The organism is Pseudomonas sp. B40(2017), from assembly GCF_002112855.1.
Classification (GTDB): Bacteria; Pseudomonadota; Gammaproteobacteria; order Pseudomonadales; family Pseudomonadaceae; genus Aquipseudomonas; species Aquipseudomonas pharyngis.
In genome coordinates this window covers 566,261-591,538 of the sequence record NZ_NEIT01000004.1, presented here as the reverse complement: position 1 = coordinate 591,538, position 25,278 = coordinate 566,261, and the positions used below count along the sequence as shown (strand labels likewise).

Annotated in this window: 24 protein-coding genes; 4 read left to right on the top strand and 20 right to left on the bottom strand. The window is 58.1% G+C overall.

What is annotated here, in order from left to right:
- Window positions 1-121 precede the first annotated feature (121 nt).
- The 4 genes from kdpC to kdpF all read right to left on the bottom strand — a co-directional run bounded on the left by kdpC (window position 122) and on the right by kdpF (window position 4,800).
- The gene (kdpC, locus tag CAF76_RS13465; protein ID WP_085647552.1) at window positions 122-667 is read right to left on the bottom strand and encodes a potassium-transporting ATPase subunit KdpC; all 546 of its coding nucleotides are present in this window, start codon (window positions 665-667) and stop codon (window positions 122-124) included.
- Between the two features lie 272 nt (window positions 668-939).
- On the bottom strand, window positions 940-2,997 hold the full coding sequence (gene kdpB / locus CAF76_RS13460; RefSeq protein WP_085647551.1) for a potassium-transporting ATPase subunit KdpB: 2,058 nt from the start codon (window positions 2,995-2,997) through the stop codon (window positions 940-942).
- A 10-nt stretch (window positions 2,998-3,007) separates the two neighbouring features.
- Window positions 3,008-4,702 carry a potassium-transporting ATPase subunit KdpA gene (gene kdpA, locus CAF76_RS13455; RefSeq protein ID WP_085647550.1) on the bottom strand — a complete coding sequence of 565 codons (1,695 nt, stop codon included), beginning with the start codon at window positions 4,700-4,702 and terminating at the stop codon, window positions 3,008-3,010.
- An 8-nt stretch (window positions 4,703-4,710) separates the two neighbouring features.
- Complete coding sequence (gene kdpF, locus CAF76_RS13450; RefSeq protein WP_007950940.1) at window positions 4,711-4,800, bottom strand: K(+)-transporting ATPase subunit F; 90 nt, start codon at window positions 4,798-4,800, stop codon at window positions 4,711-4,713.
- 418 nt (window positions 4,801-5,218) lie between these two features.
- On the opposite strand from kdpF, the gene eat reads away from it, so the two are divergent.
- Both eat and CAF76_RS13440 read left to right on the top strand, forming a co-directional pair.
- Window positions 5,219-6,583 carry an ethanolamine permease gene (gene eat, locus CAF76_RS13445; RefSeq protein WP_085647549.1) on the top strand — a complete coding sequence of 455 codons (1,365 nt, stop codon included), beginning with the start codon at window positions 5,219-5,221 and terminating at the stop codon, window positions 6,581-6,583.
- A 119-nt stretch (window positions 6,584-6,702) separates the two neighbouring features.
- Window positions 6,703-6,870 (top strand): DUF2897 family protein, encoded by a 168-nt coding sequence (locus CAF76_RS13440; RefSeq protein WP_007950938.1) that lies wholly within the window; start codon window positions 6,703-6,705, stop codon window positions 6,868-6,870.
- Window positions 6,871-6,915: 45 nt separating this feature from the next.
- Here CAF76_RS13440 and CAF76_RS13435 read toward each other — a convergent pair whose 3' ends face one another.
- Window positions 6,916-7,767: a DUF1989 domain-containing protein gene (locus CAF76_RS13435; protein ID WP_007950937.1), complete on the bottom strand. Its 852-nt coding sequence runs from the start codon at window positions 7,765-7,767 to the stop codon at window positions 6,916-6,918.
- 175 nt (window positions 7,768-7,942) lie between these two features.
- Here CAF76_RS13435 and CAF76_RS13430 point away from each other — a divergent pair, with 175 nt between their 5' ends.
- On the top strand, window positions 7,943-8,500 hold the full coding sequence (locus CAF76_RS13430; protein ID WP_085647548.1) for a TetR/AcrR family transcriptional regulator: 558 nt from the start codon (window positions 7,943-7,945) through the stop codon (window positions 8,498-8,500).
- Here the strand turns inward: CAF76_RS13430 and fabF are convergent.
- The 12 genes from fabF to CAF76_RS13370 all read right to left on the bottom strand — a co-directional run bounded on the left by fabF (window position 8,497) and on the right by CAF76_RS13370 (window position 21,059).
- Window positions 8,497-9,771 (bottom strand): beta-ketoacyl-ACP synthase II, encoded by a 1,275-nt coding sequence (gene fabF / locus CAF76_RS13425; RefSeq protein ID WP_085647547.1) that lies wholly within the window; start codon window positions 9,769-9,771, stop codon window positions 8,497-8,499. The genes CAF76_RS13430 and fabF overlap by 4 nt on opposite strands.
- Window positions 9,772-9,797: 26 nt before the next feature.
- Window positions 9,798-10,592, bottom strand: coding sequence for an SDR family oxidoreductase (locus tag CAF76_RS13420; protein WP_085647546.1), 795 nt, complete (start codon window positions 10,590-10,592; stop codon window positions 9,798-9,800).
- A 218-nt stretch (window positions 10,593-10,810) separates the two neighbouring features.
- Window positions 10,811-11,146, bottom strand: a complete 336-nt coding sequence (locus CAF76_RS13415) for a ComEA family DNA-binding protein (protein WP_011335337.1) — start codon at window positions 11,144-11,146, stop codon at window positions 10,811-10,813.
- Window positions 11,147-11,290: 144 nt separating this feature from the next.
- On the bottom strand, window positions 11,291-12,346 hold the full coding sequence (locus tag CAF76_RS13410; protein WP_256579612.1) for a glycosyltransferase: 1,056 nt from the start codon (window positions 12,344-12,346) through the stop codon (window positions 11,291-11,293).
- A 17-nt stretch (window positions 12,347-12,363) separates the two neighbouring features.
- Window positions 12,364-13,323: a glycosyltransferase gene (locus CAF76_RS13405; RefSeq protein WP_011335339.1), complete on the bottom strand. Its 960-nt coding sequence runs from the start codon at window positions 13,321-13,323 to the stop codon at window positions 12,364-12,366.
- Entirely contained in the window at window positions 13,316-13,783 is a 468-nt protein-coding gene (locus CAF76_RS13400; protein WP_011335340.1) for a MaoC family dehydratase, read from the bottom strand. The genes CAF76_RS13405 and CAF76_RS13400 overlap by 8 nt, the downstream gene beginning before the upstream one ends.
- A complete protein-coding gene (locus CAF76_RS13395) occupies window positions 13,780-14,448 on the bottom strand; it encodes an acetyltransferase (protein WP_085647544.1) in 669 nt (222 codons plus the stop codon). The genes CAF76_RS13400 and CAF76_RS13395 overlap by 4 nt, the downstream gene beginning before the upstream one ends.
- A gap of 26 nt (window positions 14,449-14,474) precedes the next feature.
- Window positions 14,475-15,557, bottom strand: a complete 1,083-nt coding sequence (locus CAF76_RS13390) for a DegT/DnrJ/EryC1/StrS aminotransferase family protein (RefSeq protein ID WP_085647543.1) — start codon at window positions 15,555-15,557, stop codon at window positions 14,475-14,477.
- 20 nt (window positions 15,558-15,577) lie between these two features.
- Window positions 15,578-16,507 carry a methyltransferase domain-containing protein gene (locus CAF76_RS13385; RefSeq protein ID WP_085647542.1) on the bottom strand — a complete coding sequence of 310 codons (930 nt, stop codon included), beginning with the start codon at window positions 16,505-16,507 and terminating at the stop codon, window positions 15,578-15,580.
- Complete coding sequence (locus tag CAF76_RS13380; RefSeq protein WP_085647541.1) at window positions 16,494-17,810, bottom strand: ABC transporter ATP-binding protein; 1,317 nt, start codon at window positions 17,808-17,810, stop codon at window positions 16,494-16,496. The genes CAF76_RS13385 and CAF76_RS13380 overlap by 14 nt, the downstream gene beginning before the upstream one ends.
- Complete coding sequence (locus CAF76_RS13375; protein ID WP_085647540.1) at window positions 17,800-18,618, bottom strand: ABC transporter permease; 819 nt, start codon at window positions 18,616-18,618, stop codon at window positions 17,800-17,802. Before CAF76_RS13375 ends, CAF76_RS13380 begins: the two co-directional genes overlap by 11 nt.
- A gap of 446 nt (window positions 18,619-19,064) precedes the next feature.
- The gene (locus CAF76_RS13370) at window positions 19,065-21,059 is read right to left on the bottom strand and encodes a nucleoside-diphosphate sugar epimerase/dehydratase (protein WP_085647539.1); all 1,995 of its coding nucleotides are present in this window, start codon (window positions 21,057-21,059) and stop codon (window positions 19,065-19,067) included.
- Between the two features lie 295 nt (window positions 21,060-21,354).
- Between CAF76_RS13370 and CAF76_RS13365 the strand changes: the two genes are divergently transcribed.
- Window positions 21,355-22,344, top strand: a complete 990-nt coding sequence (locus tag CAF76_RS13365) for a glycosyltransferase family 2 protein (RefSeq protein ID WP_085647620.1) — start codon at window positions 21,355-21,357, stop codon at window positions 22,342-22,344.
- 39 nt (window positions 22,345-22,383) lie between these two features.
- Here CAF76_RS13365 and CAF76_RS13360 read toward each other — a convergent pair whose 3' ends face one another.
- From CAF76_RS13360 to CAF76_RS13350, 3 genes are read right to left on the bottom strand one after another with little or no spacing between them, the layout of a single operon-like run.
- Complete coding sequence (locus CAF76_RS13360) at window positions 22,384-23,394, bottom strand: glycosyltransferase family 4 protein (protein WP_085647538.1); 1,011 nt, start codon at window positions 23,392-23,394, stop codon at window positions 22,384-22,386.
- Entirely contained in the window at window positions 23,391-24,353 is a 963-nt protein-coding gene (locus CAF76_RS13355; RefSeq protein ID WP_085647537.1) for an SDR family oxidoreductase, read from the bottom strand. Before CAF76_RS13355 ends, CAF76_RS13360 begins: the two co-directional genes overlap by 4 nt.
- On the bottom strand, window positions 24,350-25,273 hold the full coding sequence (locus CAF76_RS13350; RefSeq protein WP_085647535.1) for a glycosyltransferase: 924 nt from the start codon (window positions 25,271-25,273) through the stop codon (window positions 24,350-24,352). The genes CAF76_RS13355 and CAF76_RS13350 overlap by 4 nt, the downstream gene beginning before the upstream one ends.
- Window positions 25,274-25,278 lie beyond the last annotated feature (5 nt).

Below are 25,278 nucleotides of genomic sequence, written 5' to 3'. Positions count from 1 at the left end.
GCTCTCTTCCTGATGTTTGTGTATTGCCTGGACTGCCGTCATCGCTGGCAAGCCAGCTCCCACATGGGGAATGCGTGCTCCTGTGGGAGCTGGCTTGCCAGCGATTGGCCGCGCCACCGATTCAGAGCTTTTCGAGCGCCATGTTCAGCGCCAGCACATTCACCACCGGCGGGCCCACCAACGGCTGTTCGATGTGCGCGTCGAGCAGTTGCTGCAAAGTCGCTACCGGCACATTACGCGCGGCTGCAACACGCGCCAGTTGATAGGCAATCGCCTGCGGTGGCAAGTGCGGATCGAGCCCACTGCCGGAGGTGGTCAGCAGCGCCAGCGGCACCGGGCCCTGGCCGGGCACCTGCAGCTTGTTGGCGTCATCGATCACCCGAGTGGCCAGTGCCGGATTGCTTGGTGACAGGTTGCTCGCACTGCTCGACACGGTGGCAAAGGCACCGGCCGATGGACGCGGATGGAACCAGGCATCGCCGACAAAATCCTGAGCGATCAGCGACGAGCCACGCACCTTGCCTTCGGCGTCGCGCACCAGACTGCCGTTGGCCTGCTCGGGGAAGGCAACCTGGGCAACGCCGGTCACCACCAGTGGATAGGCAACGCCGGTGACCAGGGCCATCAGCACCAGCAGGCTCAGGGCCGGACGGATCATTGTGGACATTTCAAAATCCTCGAATTCATTGGGCAAACTTTGGTGGGGTGTCAGGAAGATCCCTCCCCCTCACCCCAGCGCTCTCCCCCAAGGGGGCGAGGGGGAAAGGGAGCCAATCTTTGTGCTTTTCAAATCCTGAGTTCGGCTCGATATCTCAGGTCGATGTAGCTCTTACAAATACCTCGGTCAGTCCCCTCTCCCTCCGGGAGAGGGTTAGGCGGGCGGCGTTCCGATGAGGGCTGGATCTCAAGCCGTGTAGAGATCCAGCAAACACCGCTCACTCAAACCAGATGCAACGCCGTCAACAGCATGTCGATCGCCTTGATCCCCACGAACGGCACCAGAATCCCGCCCAGACCATAGATCAGCAAATTGCGCCGCAGCAGCGCCGCCGCACTCGCCGCCTGCACCCGCACACCACGCAGGGCCAACGGAATCAGCACCACGATGATCAAAGCGTTGAACACGATGGCCGACAGGATCGCGCTCTGCGGACTGCTCAACTGCATGATGTTCAGCACGCCCAGTTGCGGGTAGATCGCGGCAAACAGCGCCGGCAGGATCGCGAAGTACTTGGCCACGTCGTTGGCGATGGAAAAAGTCGTCAGCGCGCCGCGAGTCACCAGCAATTCCTTGCCGATCTGCACCACGTCCAGCAGCTTGGTCGGGTCGCTGTCGAGGTCGACCATGTTGGCCGCTTCGCGCGCCGCTTGCGTGCCGTCGTTCATCGCCATGCCGACGTCAGCCTGGGCCAGCGCCGGTGCGTCGTTGGCGCCATCGCCGCACATCGCGACCAGCCGACCGTCGTTCTGCTCGTGACGGATGCGCGCCAGTTTCTTCTCAGGTGTCGCTTCGGCCAGCACGTCGTCGACGCCTGCTTCAGCAGCAATCGCGGCAGCAGTCAGCGGGTTGTCGCCGGTGACCATCACCGTGCGAATTCCCAGCTTGCGCAGCTCGGCGAAACGCTCGCGGATACCCGGCTTGACCACGTCTTTCAGGTGGATCGCCCCGAGCAGTTTGCCGTCGGCGCAGACCAGCAACGGGGTACCGCCACTCTGGGCGATCTTGTCGATTTCCCGGGACAGCGCCGGGGCCAGATCCTTGCGCTGTTGACCGAGGAAGGCCAGCAGCGAATCCACCGCGCCCTTGCGGAATACACGGCCCTGGTAGTCAACACCGGACAAGCGGGTTTCCGCGCTGAACGGTACGGCGGTCAGGGTTTCCGGCGAAGGTTCCGGCTGCGGATTGGAGCCGCGCAGGTACTCGACGATGGACTTGCCTTCGGCAGTTTCGTCGGCCAGCGAAGCGAACAGCGCGCCTTCGGCCAGCTCACGGGCATTCACGCCCGGCGCCGCATATACCGCGCTGCAACGACGGTTGCCGAAAGTGATGGTGCCGGTCTTGTCCAGCAGCAACACATGCACGTCACCCGCCGCTTCCACCGCACGGCCGGACTTGGCGATCACGTTCAGGCGCACCAGACGATCCATCCCGGCGATACCGATGGCCGATAGCAGCCCGCCAATGGTGGTCGGAATCAGCGTGACCAATAACGCCACCAGGAACACCAGCGGCAGGCTGCCGTTGGCGAAGTGGGCGAACGGTTGCAGGGTCACGACCACCAGCAGAAAGATCAGGGTCAGGCCGATCAGCAGGATGTCCAGCGCGACTTCGTTCGGGGTCTTCTGGCGTTTGGCGCCTTCGACCAGCGCGATCATCCGATCCAGAGTCGATTCACCAGGGTTAGCGGTGATCTTCACCAGCAGCCAGTCGGACACCAGCCGTGTGTTGCCGGTGACGGCGGAACGGTCGCCGCCGGACTCACGGATCACCGGAGCCGATTCACCGGTGATCGCGGCTTCGTTGACCGCCGCAATACCTTCGATGACCTCGCCGTCACCGGGGATCATTTCCCCGGCTTCGACACGCACCACATCGCCCTTGCGCAGGCTGGTGGCCGGTACGACCTGGAAGCTGCCGTTGGCCAGTTTGCGTCGGGCGCTCAGGCCTTCGCTGCCAGCCTTGAGGCTGTCGGCGCGAGCCTTGCCGCGACCTTCGGCCAGCGCTTCGGCGAAGTTGGCGAACAGCACGGTGAACCACAGCCACAGGGCGATTTGCGCGGCAACGAAAGTCGGCACGCTGCTGTCGGGAATGAAGCACAGCACGGTGGTCAGGATCGCCGTCAGTTCGACCACCAGCATCACCGGCGAGCGCTGCAACTGGCGCGGGTCGAGCTTGACGAACGCTTGCACCAGCGCTGGGCGCCACAGGGCGCTGATCGCGGTTTTCGCTTGTTCCGGCGCCTTGACGGCGGCGGGTTTGATTGCGGGCATATTCATCATTGACTCCTTAGAAGCCCATGCTCAGATGTTCGGCGATTGGGCCCAATGCGAGGGTCGGCAAAAAGGTCAGGCCGCCCACCAGCAAAATGGTCACGGTCAACAGGGTCACGAACAGCGGGCCGTGGGTCGGAAAGCTGTTCTGGCCGATCGGTGCGGTTTTCTTCATCGCCAGGCTGCCGGCCAGGGCCAGTACCGGGAGGATGTAACCGAAACGGCCGATCAACATGCCCAGGCCGAGCATCAGGTTGTGGAACGCAGTGTTGGCGCCGAAGCCGCCGAACGCCGAACCATTGTTGGCACTGGCCGAGGTGTAGGCGTAGAGCAACTGACTGAAACCGTGCGGGCCGGGGTTGCTCACCGCCGCCACCGGGCCCGGCAGGCTCGCGGCAATCGCGCCCAGCACCAGCACGCCGACCGGCATGACCAGCAGGGTGACGACCAGCAGTTGCACTTCACGAGCCTGGAGTTTCTTGCCGAGGTATTCCGGGGTGCGGCCGATCATCAGGCCGGCGAGGAACACCGCGATCAGCACGTTCAGCAACATGCCGTAGAGCCCCGCGCCGACGCCGCCGAAGATCACTTCGCCGACCATCATGTTCACCAGCGCGACCATGCCGCTGAGCGGGTTGAGGCTGTCATGCATGCCGTTGACCGAACCGTTCGACGCCGCGGTGGTGGTCACCGACCAAAGAACAGTGGCAGTGGTGCCGAAGCGCGCTTCCTTGCCTTCCAGCGGCGCGGTCTGCTCGACGGCGACGTTGTTCAAGGCAGGGTTCGGTTGATACTCGGCCCACAGCGAAGTGGCGCCGCCGATGATGAACAGCGCGAGCATGCAACCGATGATGGCGCGGCTCTGACGCAAATCTTTCACGTAATGGCCGAAGGTGAACACCAGCGCCACCGGGATCAGAATGATCGATACGACTTCGAACAGGTTGCTCCAGGCGGTCGGGTTCTCGAACGGATGCGCCGAGTTGACGCCGAAGAAGCCACCGCCGTTGGTGCCCAGTTGCTTGATCGCAATCTGACTGGCGGCCGGGCCGAGCGGGATCACCTGATCAACGCCCTGCATCGTCACAGCATTCACATATTGGGCGAAGGTCTGCGGCACGCCCTGCCACACCAGGTACAGCGCCAGCAGCAGGCACAGCGGCAGCAGGCCGTAGAGGGTGGCGCGGGTCATGTCGACCCAGAAGTTACCGAGGGTCTTGGTGGATTTGCGCCCGATGCCACGGCACAGTGCGACCAACACGGCGAGGCCGGTGGCGGCGCTGACGAAGTTTTGCACGGTGAGCCCGACCATCTGGCTCAGGTAGCTGAGCGACGCCTCGCCGCTGTAGGCCTGCCAGTTGGTGTTGGTCATGAAACTGACGGCGGTGTTGAACGCCAGGGTCCACTCCTGACCCGGCAGGTTTTGCGGGTTCAGCGGCAGGTGATCCTGGAACAGCAGGATCGCGAACAGCAGCAGAAAACCGGCGAGGTTGAACGCCAGCAGCGCCAGCGTGTACTTCTGCCAGCTCTGTTCGTCCTGCGGATTGACCCCGGCGATGCGGTAACAGCCGCGCTCGACCGGGCCAAGAATCGGCGTCAGCCAGGTGCGCTGGCCCTCCATCACCTTGTAGTAGAAGCGCCCGAGGAACGGCGCCGGCAGCAAGACCACCGCGAAGAAAGCGAGGATCAGCCAATAGTCATAACTGTGCATAGCCGCTCCTAAGTCCGATCCGCGCGCAACAGCGCAACCAACAGATAAATGAACAGCCCCACTGCCAGCAGCAGTGACACCCCGTCCAGAACGCTCATGGAAGATCTCCGTGTTACGGCGTATTGCCGCGTGTGGAGGCATTGTCGGAAAGGAGGCTGTAAAGGAACGAGAGCGAGGGTGTGGGCGGGGCATAAAGAAAGCGTAAAGAGTGGGTTTACGCGGGCGTTACAGCAAAGTTTTGCGTCGTGTGGACGGGCCGCTTCCCGGGCAAGCCCACTCCCACAACTTGAAATGCGCGCGCCCAGACACCGCTGATACCTGTGGGAGCGGGCTTGCCCGCGAAGACGGCAGCACAGACAACATCGCACCCAACTGGCGCACAATTTTGTGGGCATTGCGCCGCGAACATCCCCGATACGACAGCTTTCAGCCTATTACGACCCGCCAATACAAAATGGCACGGCCACTGCACACGCCCTTCCCCCGAGCTTTCCAATCCGTTCAGGGAGCAAACACATGAACACACAACTCAAACCCACGCTGGGCACCTTGCACCTGTGGGGCATCGCGGTGGGGCTGGTGATTTCCGGGGAGTACTTCGGCTGGAGTTACGGCTGGGGCGTCGCGGGAACCCTGGGTTTCCTGGTGACTTCGTTCATGGTCGCGACCATGTACACCTGTTTCATCTTCAGCTTCACCGAATTGACCACGGCGATCCCCCACGCGGGCGGGCCGTTCGCCTACAGCCGCCGGGCGTTCGGTGAAAAAGGTGGATTGATCGCCGGACTGGCGACGCTGATCGAATTCGTCTTCGCCCCGCCGGCGATTGCCTTGGCGATTGGTGCGTACCTGAACGTGCAGTTTCCGGCCCTCGATCCGAAACACGCGGCGGTCGGCGCGTACATCGTGTTCATGGGTCTGAACATTCTCGGGGTGAAACTGGCCGCGACCTTCGAACTGATCGTCTGCGTCCTGGCCGTCGCCGAGTTGCTGGTGTTCATGGGCGTGGTCGCCCCGGCGTTCAGCTTCAGCAACTTCGCGCTGAATGGCTGGGCCGGCTCGGACATCTTCGGCGCTCCGGCGATTGCGGGCATGTTCGCGGCGATTCCGTTTGCGATCTGGTTCTTCCTCGCCATCGAAGGCGCAGCCATGGCGGCCGAAGAAGCCAAGGACCCGAAACGCACGATTCCCAAGGCCTACATCAGCGGCATTCTGACATTGGTGCTGCTGGCGATGGGCGTGATGTTCTTTGCCGGCGGTGTCGGCGACTGGCGCACCCTGTCGAACATCAACGACCCGCTGCCTCAGGCAATGAAAGCGGTGGTCGGCGACAACTCCGGCTGGCTGCACATGCTGGTGTGGATCGGTCTGTTCGGGCTGGTGGCGAGTTTCCACGGGATCATTCTTGGCTACTCGCGGCAATTCTTCGCCCTCGCCCGCGCCGGTTATCTGCCCGCCTCGCTGGCGAAGCTGTCGCGGTTCCAGACCCCGCACCGCGCCATCATCGCCGGCGGCGTGATTGGCATCGCAGCGATCTACAGCGACGGCCTGATCAACCTCGGCGGCATGACCCTCACTGCCGCGATGATCACCATGGCCGTGTTCGGCGCAATCGTGATGTACATCATGAGCATGCTCAGCCTGTTCAAACTGCGTAAGTCCGAACCGAATCTGGAGCGTACCTTCCGTGCGCCGTGCTATCCGCTGATTCCGCTGATTGCATTGGCGCTGGCCTTGGTGTGCCTGGTGGCGATGGCCTGGTTCAATGCGTTGATCGGACTGATCTTCCTCGGTTTCATGGCCGTCGGTTTCGGCTACTTCCTGTTGACCGGCCAATTGCGCGCCAACGCCCCGGCAGACGCCATGCTCACCGGACTGTAAACCTCGACGGGCATAACCGGCCTAGAATGGAACCACCGCGAATGCACTTCGCTCAAAGTGGTATGCAGCGTTGCACGACGAAACCCTCGCCCGTCGACCTGCCCTTAAGGAGAGCCGTTATGCCCTGGTATGCCTGGTTGATTCTGGTCGTTGCAATCGGCTCGATCGTCGGCGGTCTGATGATGTTGCGTGACACCGCCAACAAGGTCGAACTGACCGATGAACAACGCAAGCGCGTCGCTGAACGCAACGCCGAAGCGGACATCAAGGACGCGCAGGACCGCTGAACGAAAAACCCCGCCTGAATCGGCGGGGTTTGTTTTTTGTCGCGGTTACTTTTCCCACTCGGCCTTGGCAATGTGCAAGCCATGCAGGCCTTTGTACGCTGCACGTTCCGGCTGGCTCCAGCCTTCGAGCAGCGCCTCATCCAGACGATAAATTTCCACACCGAGCGGGCGGCACACGGTCAATGGATCCTGCGCGTCCGGCCCCCACATCGCCAATGACAGATCACCACCCGGGCAGGTCGACAACGCGCACAGCAAGTCGATTTCGGCGAAGAACTCCAGGTAGTCACCTTTCTGCGCCGGACAGGCCTTCATGAAATACAGATCATCGTGATTCAGGCCGGTGCACTGAAAGATGTTCAGCACGTCATGCACATCGAACTCGGTCAGGCCATGGGGCAACACGGCGCGGGTCAGGTTGGAATGGCAGTGATGATGAAAATCCTCGCCAGTGAGCATTTTGTTTACATAGGGATCGCAGCGCGTGCCGAGCAAATCGTGCAGGCGCCCACCGTGCTCGTCGATGCCATAGTCGGCGAGGCTGTCATCAGTGATTGTCACCAGCGGACGCAGAAAAGGCAGGTTCGACCACAACCGGTCGTGGGTGCTGACATGCGCGCCCTGCAGTTGCCGGGTGCGCGCCGCCCACATCCGTTCACGTGGATCGTGTGCGTTCCACACATTGAAATCGCCCACCTGGGGCCCGACCGGTGTGGTGACACGAAACACATGCCCCGCCGGCACGTGCCAGGCCCGCCCGGTGCGGATCGGCACTTCGAATTGTTCGATCAGCGTGCGCCCGTCCTTGCGATCGCGAATCCGTTCATAGAAAGGTGTATTGACCTGTAACGCCGAGCCTTTGCTGACCTGATAGGCGGCCGGGTAGTCTTTGTACATGATTCTCCTGCTCCTCAAGTGATGGCAACTTTGCAAGCTGCAACCACTATCCGTGCCAACCGTTGATGGCTGTTACGAACATGTCGGAGTCACCGGCCGTTTTTTTAGAAGTAGAAGTACAGTCACCATTCAATTTGCATTGGTTAAGATGGCGATCTTGTTGCGGAGAGTTTAAATGCGTTACTCGCAGGATCATAAAGCCCAGACCCATCAGCGCATCATCAAGGAAGCTTCCGAGCGTTTTCGCAAGGACGGCATCGGTGCGACCGGACTGCAGCCATTGATGAAAGCGCTGGGCCTGACGCACGGCGGTTTCTACTCGCACTTCAAGTCCAAGGACGAACTCGTTGAAAAAGCACTGCAAGCGGCCGGAGATCAAGTGGCTGGCTTGTGTGCGGAGATCTTCGCCCAGAAAAACCCGCTGGAGCTGTTCATCGACACCTACCTGTCCGAATGGCACCAGACCACGCCGCATGAAGGCTGCCCGCTGCTGACCATTTCATCGGAGCTGGGATTGCGCGGCCAGCCGAGCCCGACCAGCGATGAAGTGCTCAAGGCTCGCCTGGACCAGATCGAAGGCACCCTTGAAGGCGAGAACGCCGCCGAGCGCAGCATCGTCATCATGGCGACACTGGCCGGGGCGCTCCTGCTGTCACGCAGTGTCGCGGATCCTGAATTTGCGCAGCAGATTCTGGACGTCACCCGCGAACACCTCAAACGCTCGGAAGACTAAGCCTGCCAGCGCTTGAACAGCACGCTGGCATTGACCCCACCGAAGCCGAACCCGTTGGACAACGCATATTCGATCGGTATTGACCGCGCCTGGCCGTGAACGATGTCTACGCCTTCGCTGGCCGGATCGGGATTTTCCAGATTAAGGGTGGGCGGAACGATTTGATCGCGGATCGCCAACAGCGTGAAGATCGCTTCCAGACCTCCCGCCGCACCGAGCAAATGCCCCGTCGCGGATTTGGTCGAGGTCACGGCAATTGAGTTTTGTGCGCCAAAAACCGATTTGATCGCCGCCAGTTCACCGAGGTCGCCCACCGGGGTCGAGGTCGCATGCGCATTCAGATGCTGCACCTGATCCGGCGCTATACCGGCCTGGGCCAGCGCCACTGTCATCGCCCGCCGTGCACCGCTGCCGTCTTCCGGCCCGGCGGTCAGGTGATAGGCGTCGGCGCTGGTGCCATATCCGACCAGTTCGACCAGCGGCTGTGCGCCGCGCGCCAGTGCGTGCTCCAGCGACTCGATCACCAGCAGCCCGGCGCCCTCGCCCATCACGAAACCGTCACGTCCGCTGTCGAACGGACGCGAGGCGCGCTCAGGCGTGTCGTTGTAGCCACTGGACAAAGCCCGCGCCGCCGCAAAGCCGGCGAGACTGACTCGATCGATTGACGCCTCGGCGCCGCCGCACACCGCGATGTCGGCCTCACCGGCACGAATCAATCGCGCAGCGTCACCGATCGCCTGCACGCCGGCGGCACACGCGGTGACCGGCGCGCCGAGCGGCCCCTTGAGACCGTGCTGGATCGAGACATGCCCCGCCGCAAGGTTGACCAGAAACGATGGAATGGTGAACGGCGACAGACGTCGCGGGCCACGGCTGTCGGTGGTGCGCACCGCATCGGCGATCGCGCCGAAGCCGCCGACACCGGAGCCGATGATGGTCGCGGTGCGCTCCTGAGCCTGAGATTCGGTCGGATGCCAGCCGGCCTGTTCAAGCGCCTGCCGCGCAGCCTCCATCGCGAACAGAATGAACCGATCCATTTTCTTCTGTTCTTTGGGCGGCGTGGCGCGATCCGGATCGAAACCCGCTTCGGCGTCCTCCTCCATCGTCGGCACCACGCCGCCGACCCGGGTCGGCAGATCGGCAATCACCGCTTCCGGCAGGTTACGCAATCCCGAACGCCCGGCCAGCAAGCGCTGCCAGACGACTTCGACGCCACTTCCCAAGGGCGATACCAGGCCCATACCCGTGACAACTACTCGACGCTGATCCATATCGGGTTGACCTCTCTCGACTTGATTTACTTGTATCGGCTGGCGGCAGAGCTATGGGACAGATTGGGCGCCATCACATGACGCGCGGCGACGAAGGCTTGCCATTCCCCGGCATCGGGCAGCGAAGGAATCGTGACCAATTCGCCCTGATCCAGGCCGGACAGCGCGGCATCGACCATCTCGCCCGCCTCCATGACCATTTCCGCCGGAATGCCGCTGGCATCAAAACCGGAGCGTTCCCAGATTTCGGTCCGGGTCACACCGGGCAATACCGCTTGCACCTTGACCCCGGTGCCTTCCAGTTCGGTATTGAGCGATTGAGTCAGGCTCAACACGTAAGCCTTGCTGGCGCTGTAGGTGGCGTTGAAACGTTCGGGGAACAGGGCGACCACGGACGCGATATTGATGATCGTGCCACGCCCGGCGCGGGTGAACGCCGAGGCGGCTGCGGCTGCCAGCCGGGTCAGCGTGGTGACGTTCAACTGAATCAGTTGCTCCAGCACATCGGGATCGGCGTTGGCCAGCAAGCCATTGACTGCCACCCCCGCATTGTTGACCAGCAGGCTGATACTGGAATCGCTGCGCAGGCGCTGCTCAAGCTTGATCACTTCATCCTTTTGCGTCAGATCGGCCTTCAGCACTTCGACCTGAACGCCATGGGCATCCCGCAGCTTGCTGGCTGCGGACTCCAGACGCTCCTGATCGCGAGCCACCAGCAACAGATCAAAACCACGTGCCGCCAACCGCTCGGCATACACCGCACCGATGCCGGAAGAAGCGCCAGTGACCAGCGCCGTGCCTTGGGATTTCGGGGAATTCATGACGATACTCCTGGAATGCGTGAGGAATGAGCGACCGCTGAAAAAGCAGAGGGCTTCAGTGGCGACTGAAATTATTATAGGCATAATCTAAAAGCAATATGATAGCCGTAATTTTCTATCCTTCGACGGAAAGGCTATCGCCCTCCTGCGACGTTTCAAAGAAGCTGGAAGCAAAAAGGGCCGGTCAATGACCGGCCCCTTGGCGTTGAACAATCAGCTTAGTTCACTTCCAGCTTGTCGCGATTGCGATCGAGGATCGCCTTGCCGATACCTTTCACTTCAAGCAATTCGTCCACCGATGCAAAAGGCCCATTAGCCTCACGATAGGCAACAATCGCTTTTGCCTTCGCCTCTCCCACCCCGGCCAACTCCTTTTGCAGCGTCGCTGCATCGGCACCGTTGAGATCGACCTTTTCGCTTTGGGATGAAGCGGCAGCGTCAAGCACCAATGGCGCCCTGATGTTCTCGGAAGACACCCCTGGCGCCGCAACGGCGGCAATCGAGGCGCTGGCGAGAAAAGCGAAGAGCAACGAGTAGAAATAACCGGTACGCATAATTGACGCTCCATGACATGTTTTGAGAAAGCAGCTTTTCCGAAGCTGCCTCTCAAACTTAGGCGATGGTTGGGCGATGTCAAAAACGCATCTGTTACCGCTTATGTAACAATCAGATCTTCAAGCAAACCCGATCATCAGCACTTATCCCTTGGGGAAAAAACGCTGCAGAAAATGTCTCGCCCGGGATTTCTGCTGACTCATGACCGCCACGACCCGGGGCCGCAGCACATCGATTTCCCCCAGCTCCTTCTGGTACCAGCGGTCATCCATCCCGTATTGCTCGACCATGACCTTGTGGTGCTCAGGACTGTTCAGCAGTGCATTGAGCTTCAGGATTCCGATCATCTGGTAAGGCTTTCCGAGCCACTGGTTGTGAGCCAGATACAAAAGCGCCTTTTCGATATCAAGGTGGATATCGGACGCGATGGTCTTGATGCGCAACAGATCCGAGAATCCCTCAGTCAGTTGCTTGGCCGTCACGTCGTCAAAGAAATTCTCGGCAATCAGGTAGTGTTCGTTGATGGTCCGGATCGAGTTGGTCACGGTCTGGCTGCTGGCGTTTTCACCCGGCATCAAACGGAACGTAATCATTTCCTTGTCGAAGATATGGATCTGGTAATGCTTGAGCAGGCGAATCCACATATCCAGGTCGGGAAGCTGGCGCATCCTGTTGCTGTACATGCCCAACTCGTCGTAGCACGCTTTGCGGATGAGCATGGTCGGATGACAGATGCAGTTGCCCAGCTCGAAGAACCGCCGCAGCCATTCACCCTGAGAGCGGTTCGGCTGGTCGAATACATCGCCGGACGGAATGCTCGCCTTGTCCATTGGGCGCCCGTCCTTATCGACAAAACGAGCCCGGCCAAAGCAGGCGCCTACCTGTGGGTTATCCCGAAGGAACTGAACCTGGACAGCCAGCTTGTCGCTGTCGCACCAGTAATCGTCCGAGTTGAGCAGTGCGATGAACTCGCCCGAAGCACGCTGGATCAGTTCATTGGTGACGACACCGGCGCCGCGGTTGACTTCATTGGGATAGAACCTGATCCGCTCGTCCTTGATGGACGCAACCACGTCCCGCGTGTTGTCGGCAGAGCCGTCATCAGAGATGAGGAACTCGAAATCCACACCGGCCTGCCCAAGGACACTCTGGATCGCCTCGGCCACAAAAGGAGCGTGATTATAGGTCGCCATGATCACGGAAACTGTAGGGGAACTCATACCGACCGACTCCGTTTCACAACTCTGACAATAAGATTTTTAAGCGCAACAGGCATGAGCGCCTTGATCACGACAATCAGGATCGGCGGCATGAAGTTGAGCAACGTCGGCACGGCACGAATGACCGGCTGACTGACCGTCTCGGCCACGTGTCCGATCTGCGACGCGGTAATGACGTGGCGCAGACGACTGGCAAGCAGTTCAAAGTCCTCATGGAAAACGCCGTCGGTCAGTTCATCGTACGCAGGCAACACATCGAGCTGGGCCTTGAGCTTTTCCACGTGAGGTGTTTGCGTCCAGACGCCGGCGGTGTGCAGACGATAGACAGACATGGGCTCCTGTAGAAAACCGATCACGCTGGTGCGTGCCAGTACGATATTGGTAATCCAGTCGTAGGATTTGATATCGAACAAGGCGTCCGGCAGCCTGGCAAACGCCGAGCGGCGATACATGCAAGTGGAAAAATTGCCGATGATGTTGTCGGCAATCAGCTCTCTGGCGGTGATGAACCGGTGCCCGGTGGAAACAGGCACCCGCGGGGTAAGCTGTGCGCGGTCTTCTTCGTAGACAAAGTAGTTGACCCCGCACACGTCGGATTCCCAATGTTCCGAGAGGAATGTTGCCTGGCGACTCAACTTGTGCGGACTGACCCAGTAATCGTCGCCTTCAAGCACTGCCACGTATTCATTGGAACAGGCATTGAAGCCGCGTTTATAGTTTTTGGTTATACCGAGGTTTTCGCTGTAATCCAGATACTTGAATGTAAAGCGACTGTCGATTCCTTCATATTCCCTGATGATGGAAAGCGTACTGTCCGTCGATTTGTCATCCGCGACCACCAGTTCTATCGGCCCGTCGAAAACCTGCCCGAACAAGGCATTCAACGCCTGACGGATATGGTTTTCATGGTTGTAGGAAACCAGTAGAACCGAGAGAGCAACCTTTTCCTTAAGCACTTACCGAACCCTCTGCAGCTGCTGGTTTCTTCGGAACATAGATTTGCGCCTCACCATCAATGACCAGTTGGTCCTTGACCGTGCAGTAGGTACGGAACGTGACAATTCTCTTGCGCACGTTGACGTCTTTGACACAGACGATGGCAACGACGGTGTCCTGCAGATAGACCGGCGCCTTGAACACCAGATTCTGCGAGACATACACACAACCCGGACCCGGCAATCGGGTGCCGAACAATGCGGAAAAGAACCCGGCGGAAAACAGCCCGTGAGCAATACGCGCCTTGAACCGCGAGTCCTTCGCGTACTCGTCGCTCATGTGCACCGGGTTATTGTCTCCGGACAACCCGGCATAGGCTTTCACATCGGCGTCCGTGATGGTCTGGGAATAGGAAACCTGCATCCCGACTTCAATCTGCTCGATGGAGAGCCCGCTCAGAAAATCATTCAGTGTTGTCATTTGCGCAGCGCCTCGCGCAGAGGCCGCGCGGGGTTGCCGATGACCGTGTCGCCTGGCGCGACACTCTTTGTCACCACGGCCCCCATCCCGACAATGGCCCCACGCCCGATCGTCAAGGGCCGCTTGGACGTGCCTTGCTTGATCACGGCGCCAGTACCGATGTAGGCATGATCTTCGATGACGACATTGCCGTTACATTTGACGCCGGGGGCAAAGGTCACGAAGTCGCCGACCATACAGTCGTGCGCCACATAGGAATAGAGGTTGGCGTGGAAATGTTTGCCGATCTTCGCGTTCGATGTCACGGTCACGAACGGGGACAGCACCGCCCCCTCACCGATTTCATTGGCATCGAGGATCACGACGTTTTGAGCAATCACGGAAAAAGGCATCGCGCCCTGGTCTTCGCACAGCCGGGCGATACGTTCCCTGACATCGGAAGCACCAATGGCGATACTGAAATAACGCTCCCCGGGCAGCGCCAGGAACGCGTCCATGCTCACCACCGGAAAACCGTTGACCGTTTCGGCCGAACCCTCGCCCTCAACAACGAAAAACAGCTCCGCGTCACCGCTTGCAAGCGATGCTGAAAGAGAAGCACGCGCCAGGGGAATGACCTCTCTGCCATACCCCCCTGCACCGATGATTCCGTAATACTTTTTCATCAAAATCTCCTGATCCGAAAATTCACTCAATACCTGACAGAGCGCTTGATGAGTCGGCAGATCATGTCGATCTCTTCCCGCGACAGGGTGTGGTAGAGCGGCAGGCAAATGATGCGGCGGGAAACATCCTCCGAGATCGGAGAACTTTGCCCCTCGACGTACGGAAGCTCGGAAAGCGACGGGTAAAAATAGCGCCTAGGATAAATATTGTGGAGGTTGAGCACTTCCATGACAGCCAGAAGCACCTTTTCACTTTCGAAGATCACCGGAAAGTAGGAATTATTGTATTGCGTATCCGGTGCAATCTTCTGGAACTCGACAGGCAGGTCAGTCAGGTTCTCTTTGTAGTAGTCGCAGAGTTCCTTGCGCTTCTCCAGGATCTCTTCGACGTACTTCAGATTCGTCAGCCCCATGGCAGCGTGAACTTCCGAGTTCTTGCCATTGACGCCGACGCCACCGAAATCAGTCAACGAGGTATGGCCGAAGTTTCTCTTCATGGCCATGCTTTTCAGGATTTCAGGATCGGAAGTAACGACCGCGCCACCTTCGATGGTGTGAAAAAGCTTGGTTGCATGAAAGCTGCAGGTTGCAATATCGCCGTAGGCCAGCAGGGAACGCCCTTTATGGGTCGTGCCAAAGGCGTGAGCGGCATCGTAGATGACTTTCAAGCCATGCTTTTTGGCCACCGCATCAATCGCTTCGACATCGCAGGGGTTGCCGAATACATGGGTAGCCAGAATGGCCGTGGTTCGCGGAGTGATCGCTTGTTCGATTTTCGCCGGATCGATATTCAGCGTGTCCTGGCAGATATCCACCATGATCGGCGTGCAATTTTCCCAGACGATGCTGGACGTCGTGGCAACGTAGCTGAAAGGCGTGGTGATGATTTCACCTTTCAGTTCCAGAGCTCGAATTGCGATTTGCAGGGCAATGGTACCGTTACTCAGAAACAGCAGATGATCGACGTCGAGCTTTTCCTTGAGCTTCAATTCAAGCTCGTTAACCAATGGTCCATTGTTGGTGAACCATTCACGGCCCCAAACCCCTCGCAGGTACTTTTCATACTCGTCGAAAGGAGGAACAAACGGCTTGGTAACAGTAATATTCATGCGCGCCCCGAAATCGAAACTTATTGTGCAGTTCTGTTAAAGAAAGATTTGATGCGTCCACACCAGGACGTCTGACAGGCCTGCAGCTCCGCCCTGGCCTCATCGAGTTGCGACTTGAGCGCTTCGTTCACCTGCACTTGAGCCGCAAGCGATTGGGAGATGCTCGCAACTTCCGCAACTCTTGCATCGGCATTGCCGGCCTGTTGCTGAACGAGCGCTTGCTGGGCAAGCAACTCCGCTTCGACCTCGCGGATGCGCGCGGACTGAACTTCGATGAACTCCGCGCGTGCAGCAGACTCCAGCGCCGTTTTCACCGAAGCGTGTTCATTGGCCTGTACGCTGCCGGCGCCGCTTGAAAGCCAGGTCGCTTCATTTTCAGTGACAGCGGAAAAATCGACGTCCACGTCAACGGCCGAAGACTTGCGTGCCTCGACAATCAGTTCGTTGTGAAACGGACGGGACTCAAGGCCGGAAAAGACCTCATCGGCACTCTTGCGATACGACTGAAAGACAATGGACTTGAATCCGGCCTCACCAATCGCCCGGGTCATCTCTTCCGCATCGTAGACAAACTGATGCCCCCAGGAACGCATTCCTTCGTTCATCATCTGGCATCGCGAATTCGGTTGCCAGAGATCACCCCACTCGTTCTTGCTGTCCGAAAAGTAGGAGTGGGTCAGAAAGCGCAGGTTGGGCGTGGTGATACGAATCGCGCCACCAGGCGTCAGTACCCGAAAGCATTCTTTCAGGAACGCTACGGCCTGTTCCCGAGTGACATGTTCAATGAAATGCTCGTTGAAAATATGGCTGACCGAGGAATCCGCAAACGGCAACGGCTCAGTGAGATCGAGCAATCGATCGGCCGTGGGGGAGTCAAGATCGATATTGATCCAGCCGGGGAATGTGACCGAGCCACATCCGAGGTGAAGTTTCTGATCAGTCTGTGCCATTTTTGATTTCTCGCATGCTTACCTTGTTACTCCAGTACGCGGCTCCGTAAATCTGTGGATGTCCCGCGCTGGAAAGTGAGAACTTCGTCGAAATGGGAACAAAGTCCGCCACGACGACCTCACCGATATTCAGATTCACCGGTTCTGCGAGCATGGAAGAAACAGAGTAGTGCCCTTCTCTCAGATGCGCGGTAAACCTCCATTCAATCACATGAACACTGCCGGCCTCGACATCGACCAGATGCCGGTTACCTTCGATACCGGTATCGGAGTAGATGATGTCCTGTCCATTCTTGTCACGGATGTGGTAAGCCAGGCCAAGGCTGGGAACAGATTTGTGGACCTGCACCACCTGGCGCAGCACCACCGTCTGCCCGAAGTCCACCACGTCGATCATCTGACCGCTTTCGTTCAGCAACGCTACGTTGATGAACTCGGCAACACCGTTCTGTATCCGCTGAAAACTGGCCATGGACTGGAATGACTCGACCCCATCGGTATATTCCGACGCCACTGCCGCAGTCTGCTTGACAGCTTCCTCGGGGCCTCGGTCCACACGCTGGCTTTCGATCAGGGCAGAGTAATACTTTTCCACTGCCGTGTTCACATCGCCCAGATACTGACTTCGCCCTGATTCGAGCAACAGGGCCCGGCTGCAAAGTGACTTGACTGAGGCGGTGTCATGGCTGACGAACAGGACCGTCGAGCCAGCCGCGATGATCCCCTGGATCATTTTTGCGCACTTGGCCTGGAAGTAGGCGTCGCCGACCGACAACGCTTCATCGACGATCAGGATGTCCGGTTCCACGTGAATCGCCACCGAGAACGCAAGGCGCACCATCATCCCGCTGGAATAGGTTTTGACAGGCTGCTCGATAAAGCTGCCAATGTCCGCGAACTCGACGATTCTGTCGTAGCGGGCGTCTGTTTCCTCGGTGCTCAAACCCAGCACCGCAGCATTCATGTAGATGTTTTCGCGCCCGGTGAACTCGGGGTTGAACCCTGAACCCAGCTCCAGAAGCGCGGCGATACGACCATGGGTCTGTACACTGCCGCTGGTGGGATTGAGCGTGCCGCAAATCATCTGCAACAGCGTGGACTTGCCACTGCCGTTACGCCCGATGATACCGACTGTCTCACCCTTCCTGATTTCAAAGGAAACGTCGTTGAGTGCCCAGAACTCTCGATAGAATTTGCGGCCCTTCACCAGGAATTGCTTCAAACGATCGTGGGGCTGGTCGTAAATCTGATAACACTTGCTCAGATTTTCAACCTTGATCGCAATATCCGAATCAGAGGACATCGGCAAACCCCTTGCGTGTTTTCTGGAACCAGGCAAAGCCTAACCACATGACCAACAGCCCTATAAGGAAATAGATACCGATAATTGAAAAATCCGGAGCACGGCCAAAAAACAGTACGTCCCGGGCCTGCTCGATGACAGGCGTCAACGGATTGAGCATCAGTACCGGCCGATATGCCTCAGGCAACGCACTCGCCGGATAGAAAATAGGCGACAGAAACATCAGTACGGAAGTGAGGATACCGATGAACTGCGCGATATCCCGCAAATAGACTCCCAGAGACGCCAATCCCCAGGAAAGCCCCATCATCACCAATACCAGGGGCATGACCACCAGGGGCAGATACAGAGCCGTCAGGTGTGGCACACCGAAGAAAATCAGGTAGGCCAGCATCCACACACCCAGGCTGATCAACGCATGGAACATGGCTGCGCCGAGGCTTACCCAAGGAAGAATTTCCAGGGGATACACCACCTTTTTCACATAGTTGGCATTGGACACGATAAGGCCCGGCGCCCGGTTGATGCATTCCGCAAAAAGGCTGAATACCATCAGACCGGCGAACAGGATCAGGGCAAACTCGGTTTTCGAATCGCTGCCACCGCTCCAGCGCGCCTTGAATACAACACTGAACACAAATGTGTAGACAGCCAGCATGAAGACCGGGTTGAAAAACGACCAGAGCACACCCAGAACCGATCCACGATAGCGCCCCAGTACCTCCCGCTTGATAGATGCCCTTATCAATGTCCGGTTACGAACCAGACTGGCAACCATTTCACGCGGTAATGTAGAAAAATCTTGCATCAGGCAATGGCCTCTGAATTGACACCAAACTTACGCTGGACCGCACTGCCCGTCATACTAAACATCTTCCATTCTTTGAATACAAAAACGAACGACAAAAAACGGGACAATCACAACAACGCCGCCCTATTGATTGCAGTCCATGGCCACGAAATAGTATCTAAAGTTTTACAGTTCGAAAGTTTCTCGAAATATGAAAAACCCATGCCTTCAATATCAATGAGAGGCATGAGATTTGTTGAATCCGAACATCCGCGCAATCCTGTGCAAATATAAAAAACAGCGCCCTGACCCCAGCCAGAAATGCCCGCCGAGGATACCGTAAAACGCCATCGAAGAACACCGCCGCACCGGCTGGGGTTCCACCAACGGGGCGCCCTGCAATGACGCTTACAGGCCGGATTCAGATATCACTCGCAACGCGTTCTTTACTCATACCCGCACGCTCAAGGGTCGAGGCGACGCTGCTGATAGATCCAGTCGACAATTTCTCCATCAGGCGCATAGCCACTGACGGTTTCGCGCAAAATCTGCCGAACGCGGGAGTAGTCGTCCTTTTCGACCGCGGCCAGCAATTCCGACAGCCGAACCTTGAGCGCCTCCCAGGGAATGAGGTCCTCGTTGGCACTCATGATCATGGGGTGTGGCGTCGCCGAAACATTGTCACCGATCAGGAGTTCTTCATAGAGTTTTTCCCCTGGTCGCAACCCGGTGAATTCGATTGCAATATCGCCGTGCACATTCTTTTCCGAACGCACACTGAGCCCGGACAGGTGAATCATCTTTTCAGCGAGCTCGACAATTTTGACCGGCTCTCCCATGTCCAGCACAAATACATCCCCCCCCTGCCCCATGGAGCCGGCCTGGATCACCAACTGCGCAGCTTCCGGGATCGTCATGAAATAGCGGGTGATCTTGGGATGAGTGACCGTCAGCGGACCGCCGGATTTGATCTGGCTATGGAACAGCGGAATCACCGACCCCGACGAACCCAGCACATTTCCGAAACGCACCATGGTGAATCGCGTCTTGTTGACGCGAGACACATTGGCCTTGTCGCCGAACAGTACAGGGGCCAGCTCACGACTCAGCGCCTGCAGGGTCAGCTCGGCAAGTCGCTTGGTGCTGCCCATGACATTGGTGGGGCGTACAGCCTTGTCGGTGGAAATCAGAACAAAGTTGGAAACACCTGCCTGCAATGCTGCCTGCGCCGTATTGAGGGTGCCGATCACGTTATTGAGCACACCTTCGGCAATATTGTGTTCAACCATGGGCACGTGTTTATAGGCGGCCGCGTGATAGACAGTGTCCACACCCCACGTCTTCATGACATCCAGGAGCTTGTGGGGATGTCGGATGGAACCGAGAATCGGCAGTAGACGAATGGAGACAGACTCGCGCGCGATGCGCTGCTCAAGCTCGGACAGGATGCTGTAAAGATTGAACTCACTGTGATCGAACAGCAGAAGCGTAATCGGCCCCAGCAGAAAGATTTGCCGGCAGAGTTCCGAACCGATTGACCCGCCCGCGCCTGTCACCATCACCACTTTGCCAGTAATGCAATGAGCCAGCAGATCGGACTGGGCCGGCACCGAGTCGCGCCCCAGCAGGTCCGCGATGTCGACTTCCTGAATGTCATCGACCTTCACCCGGCCGCTGGCGAGGTCGGTAAAGCTTGGAACACTGCGAATATGCAGAGGAAATCCTTCCAGCAGGTTGAGGATTTCCCGGCGACGGGCACGGGTCGATGAAGGCAGCGCCAGGAGAATTTCCTGTGCTCCCGTCACGTCGATCATTTGCTGAATGTGCTTGGGCTTATAGACCTGCAGGCCAGAAATAGCCCGATCAGCGATACTCGCATCATCATCGATGAATGCCACCGGGCGCATCACCCGCCCCATTCGCAGCGCCGCGACCAGCTGATTACCGGCGACTCCGGCACCATAGATCGCCACCTTGGTCAGGCCATCGTCGCGACTGGTGAACGGTACGTGCTGGGCTGCGGTGAACCAGTCACCCATGAAATACTGACGCATGCACAGGCGCAATCCGCCAATGATCACCAGACTGAGCCACCAGTAATTGAAAATGATGGATCTGGGGACAACACTTTCATGATTGCTGTACCAGTAGACAACTACCGCGAGTATCAGTGAAGAAAGGCTGACCGCCTTGATGATGGCAATTAGTGCATCATTGCCGAAGTAGCGCATGACCGCGCGATACATGCCAAATCGAATAAACAGCGGGATTGCAACAAGCGGGGCACAGACGAAAAGCCAGGCGTGCACTTTGATGGGGTTGTACATGTCATCGATTCCGAGGCGAACGATGAATGCCAGCCACAGCGCCCCCCAGACGAGAACAACGTCGGTGGCCACCTGCAGCAGTCGTTTTTGACGACGCGGCAAACCCAGCAGAAATGCTCGCATTTTATCCATTGAATCGCCCGATCACCGTCCCACTCCATGAACTATAAACCAACCGGCATTGTATCCTCCTTCAACCAGAGAATACGACTGCCAAGTGACCGGCCGGCGCCCGCGTTACGCCATCTGCGCCCTGACCGCTCGTCAGCACCCCGGCGCGTCTGTTAAGCTGCAACCCTTTACCGGCGCTCGACGCCTGCTGCTCCGCGACCCCTCCCGATATCAAAGTCAGCCATTACCGCCTTTTTCTTTCCGTCATATCTTCATGTCGAATCGCTGCATGATCAGGGAGCCAGAGATCAAATTCATGGACAAGCCGAACCAAGAATCAAACCCTGAAACACAGCACTCTTCAGCACCCGGTACGCTTGATCAAAACAACAAGAAAATTGCAATTCTGGTGTGTACCTATAACGGCGCGCGCTTTCTAAAAGAGCAACTCGATTCATTTATTGAACAGTCCCATCAGAACTGGGCAATCTACGTCTCGGATGACGGTTCGTCTGACGAAACACTGGATATATTGAAAGACTACCAACTTCGACTGGGCAATGAGCGACTGGTCATTCTGCAGGGACCTCGAAAGGGGTTTGCCAGAAACTTTCTGTCGCTTGTGAAAAACCCTTCAATCATTGCCGACTATTTCTGTTTCAGCGACCAAGACGATATATGGTTTAAAAACAAACTTAGCCGAAGTCTCGACTTGCTGCCTGAAGAAGGGAATACCCCCGCCCTGTACTGCTCTCGAACTGCACTGGTCAATTCAAGCCTCGAGCCTATCGGCTATTCACCTCTGTTTCTGCGAACGCCTTGCTTCGAGAACGCACTGGTTCAAAGCATCGCCGGCGCCAACACAATGCTGATCAATAATGCGGCCCGCGCACTTTTGCTGCGAGTAGCCGATGACGCTCCGGTCGTCGCACATGACTGGCTGACCTACCTGCTGGTCACCGGCTGCGGCGGACGGGTAATCTACGACCCGACCCCCTCTCTCCATTACCGTCAGCATGAAGGGAATCTGATCGGCGCCAACGCCGACCTGAAAAACCAGATCCTGCGACTGCGCAAAATGTTCACGGGACGCTTCAGCCAGTGGAGTACCCAGAACCTCAGTATCCTGCATACCGTTCGCGACCGGTTGACCGACAGAAACAGGCAGGTACTGGAGCTGTTCGAAACCGCTCGACGCAGCAGCCTGCCGGCACGGCTTTACCGGATGCGGAAAAGCGGAGTCCACCGCCAGACACTCAAAGGCAACATCAGCCTGATCGTCGCTACGCTGATGAACAAGATCTAAGCGGACGACTGACGGGCCCGCGCCCGTCAGTACGGCGATTTACGCTGCCAGGCCAGCCCTGTACTTCCAGGCGATAAATGCCAGCGGCACATAGGCGATCATACAGCCCAGAACACCTGGCACAACGCCGGTTCCAGCCAGCAACGCCCATGGCAACAACCAGACCACGTTGATCACCACCACAGCCGATGTAACGGCCAGATGACTCGAAGTGCGTTGCGCGGCATGCTGATAGGCATGACTACGGTGAGCCTGATACACCTTGTCGCCCCTTAGCAACCGCCGGACCAGCGTCCAGGTAGCATCGACAATGAAAACACCCAACAGAATCAACCAACTCCACAGCAGCTCCGGCTTCTCCCACGCCGCTTGAAGCGCCATGACTCCCAGCACCATGCCGAGAAACCCGCTACCCGCATCCCCCATGAAGATCCGCGCAGGCGGGAAATTCCAGCAAAGAAAACCGGCGACAGCCGCAGCCAGAACCAGCGCGCCCCCGATCAAGTCGGGATGGCCGCACCATGCGTAAACCACGCAGACCGCCAGACAGACACTGATGGCTTCAGCACTGGCCAGGCCGTCAATGCCATCCATGAAATTATAGAGATTGAGCATCCACACCAGATAGATCACGGCAAGCAGCTCGCCAAGCAATCGCAGGTCAACCAGCGCTCCAAACAATGAGACAGGCGCCAGCCCCTTGATCCAGAACAACGCCCAGCCGGCAGCAATAAAGTGCCCAAGCAGACGCCAACGGGCAGCGATATGTCCGTGATCATCGGCAAAGCCAATCACCGCGACCAGCAATCCGGCGCCCAGAATACCGATCATCGCGGCCTGCTCGAAAAGCCCTGCCGAGACCAGCAGCGGCAAAGCCAGGGCAAATGCCACCACAATCGCAACACCGCCTCCCCTGGGCGTTGGAATCGAATGGGAACTGCGCTCATTCGGCACATCCATCAGGCTTCTGGCCAGCGCGTAACGCCGCAAGACCAGCGTCAACCCCCAGGACAGGAGAAAAACGACAAGCAAAATACTCCAGAAAATCATCTGTTCTTGGTATCCAGGTAGTAGTCAGCGGTCTGGCGCAATGCCCTCTCCACCCTAGAGGGAGGTGTCCAACCCAACACCTCTCGGGTATGCCTGATATCGACTTGCAAAGAGCCACAGAGCCTCTGAGCCAACGCTCCTTTTCCAAGCAACCTGGCAGGCCATGTCAGCAATCCCGCAGGGAACGGCACCAGTGCCGCTTTTTTCCCGAGCGCACGCGCCATGCCTTTCAAGAGCGTAGTCGTCGACAGATCCTCGCCATCACTGACAAGAAACACCTGCCCCGCAGCCCCCGGGTGATCGATACAGGTCACCACGAGATCGACAAGATTAGTGAGCGAAACCAGACTTCGACAATTATCGATCGCACCAAACGGCAACGGCACGCCTTTATCGAGCCAGCGCATCATGCTGAGAAAGTTTGCCCGGACTCCCGGCCCGTACACCAGCGGCGGCCGGATGACGACCACTTCCATGCCGGTCTCCTGAGCGAGCTTTTGCAAGGCAAGTTCCGCCTCCAGCTTGGAAACGCCATACGGGTCTTTCGGCATGGGCCGATCCAGCGCAGTGAATGGCCGATCAGGCTCGGTCTGCTCGCCATTAACCTTGATACTGCTAATGAAAATGAACCGTTTGACGCCTGCCGCCGCTGCCTTCTGCGCCAGCTGGACGGTGCCATCGACATTCACCCGCCGATATTCCTCCAGCGGATCAGAGGCCGAGTCGTCCATCACGTGCACCCGCGCAGCAGCATGCACAATGACGTCAATGCCGTTCATCTCGGGAAGCGCAGTTTGATCGCCGAGCTCCAGCGACACAATCGGACACAAGCCCTTGAGACGCGTCTCGCCCCTGGCGGCAGCCACCGGAACCACTCGCCGATCAAGCAGCAACCTGAAAACCACCGCCTCACCGACAAATCCTCGGGCGCCGGTTACCAACACTCTTGGCACGTTCATTCAGCCTTGTTTCCAACCAGCGCGGTCAGCCAGCACACGATGAAAAAGAACAACTTGTCCCTGCCCCTGCGCCGGCACTTGCAGGCACTCAGGGACAGCTTCAGTAACTGCCAGCGTCGCAAATCCTGCCAGCCACGAACGAAGGGATCCTGCTCCTTTCCCACCAGCAAGGCGATCAGTCGAGCCTGGGAAAACCACCAACCGTTGTGGATCTTCTTGTACCGGACAACCAATGAACCGAGCCCGGTGTTGGCCCCGACCTGATTGCGCTCATGCTGCCGGTATTGCAGGGTTGAATCAGGATCGATCACCCATGAATACCGATGACTACGGGCAAATGCGTAGCAATACCAGTCATGCAGACTGACCTCCTGCAACGCCTGCCAGTTGGCAACCATCGACGCCTTGATTGCACCTGCCAATGACCGAGTGAAAACATAAGTGCAGCCAGGGCCGGCAGCCTCGAACAGATAATCCCATTCGACTTGAGCCTGAGCCTTGTCCAGCAAGTGAGTGCGACCATCAGGCCAGAAAGCCGACACATTGCTCGAGTAGGCATCCGCACTCTGCCGGTGCAACAAACGGCAGGCACGCTCCAGCTTGTCGAGACGCCATACGTCGTCCTGATCGGCGAAAGCGACATAATCGTAGGCGCCCAGCTCGACATCACGCATCAAACGAAAGAAATTGCGCGATGCTCCTCCGAAACGCCCTGCCGACGGCAACAGAACGACATTCGAATGCCGAGCGGCGAACGATGCGCACCAGGATTCGGTGCCATCACTGGAGGGATCGACGCTGATGTGAATAGTCACATCAACGCCTGTCTGAGAAAGGATCGAGCAAAGTTGCTCCTCGATCCATTGCATGCCGTTGTAGGCCGCCAGCAACACGGCAACTTTAGGAGGGTTTACTGGCATGCCTA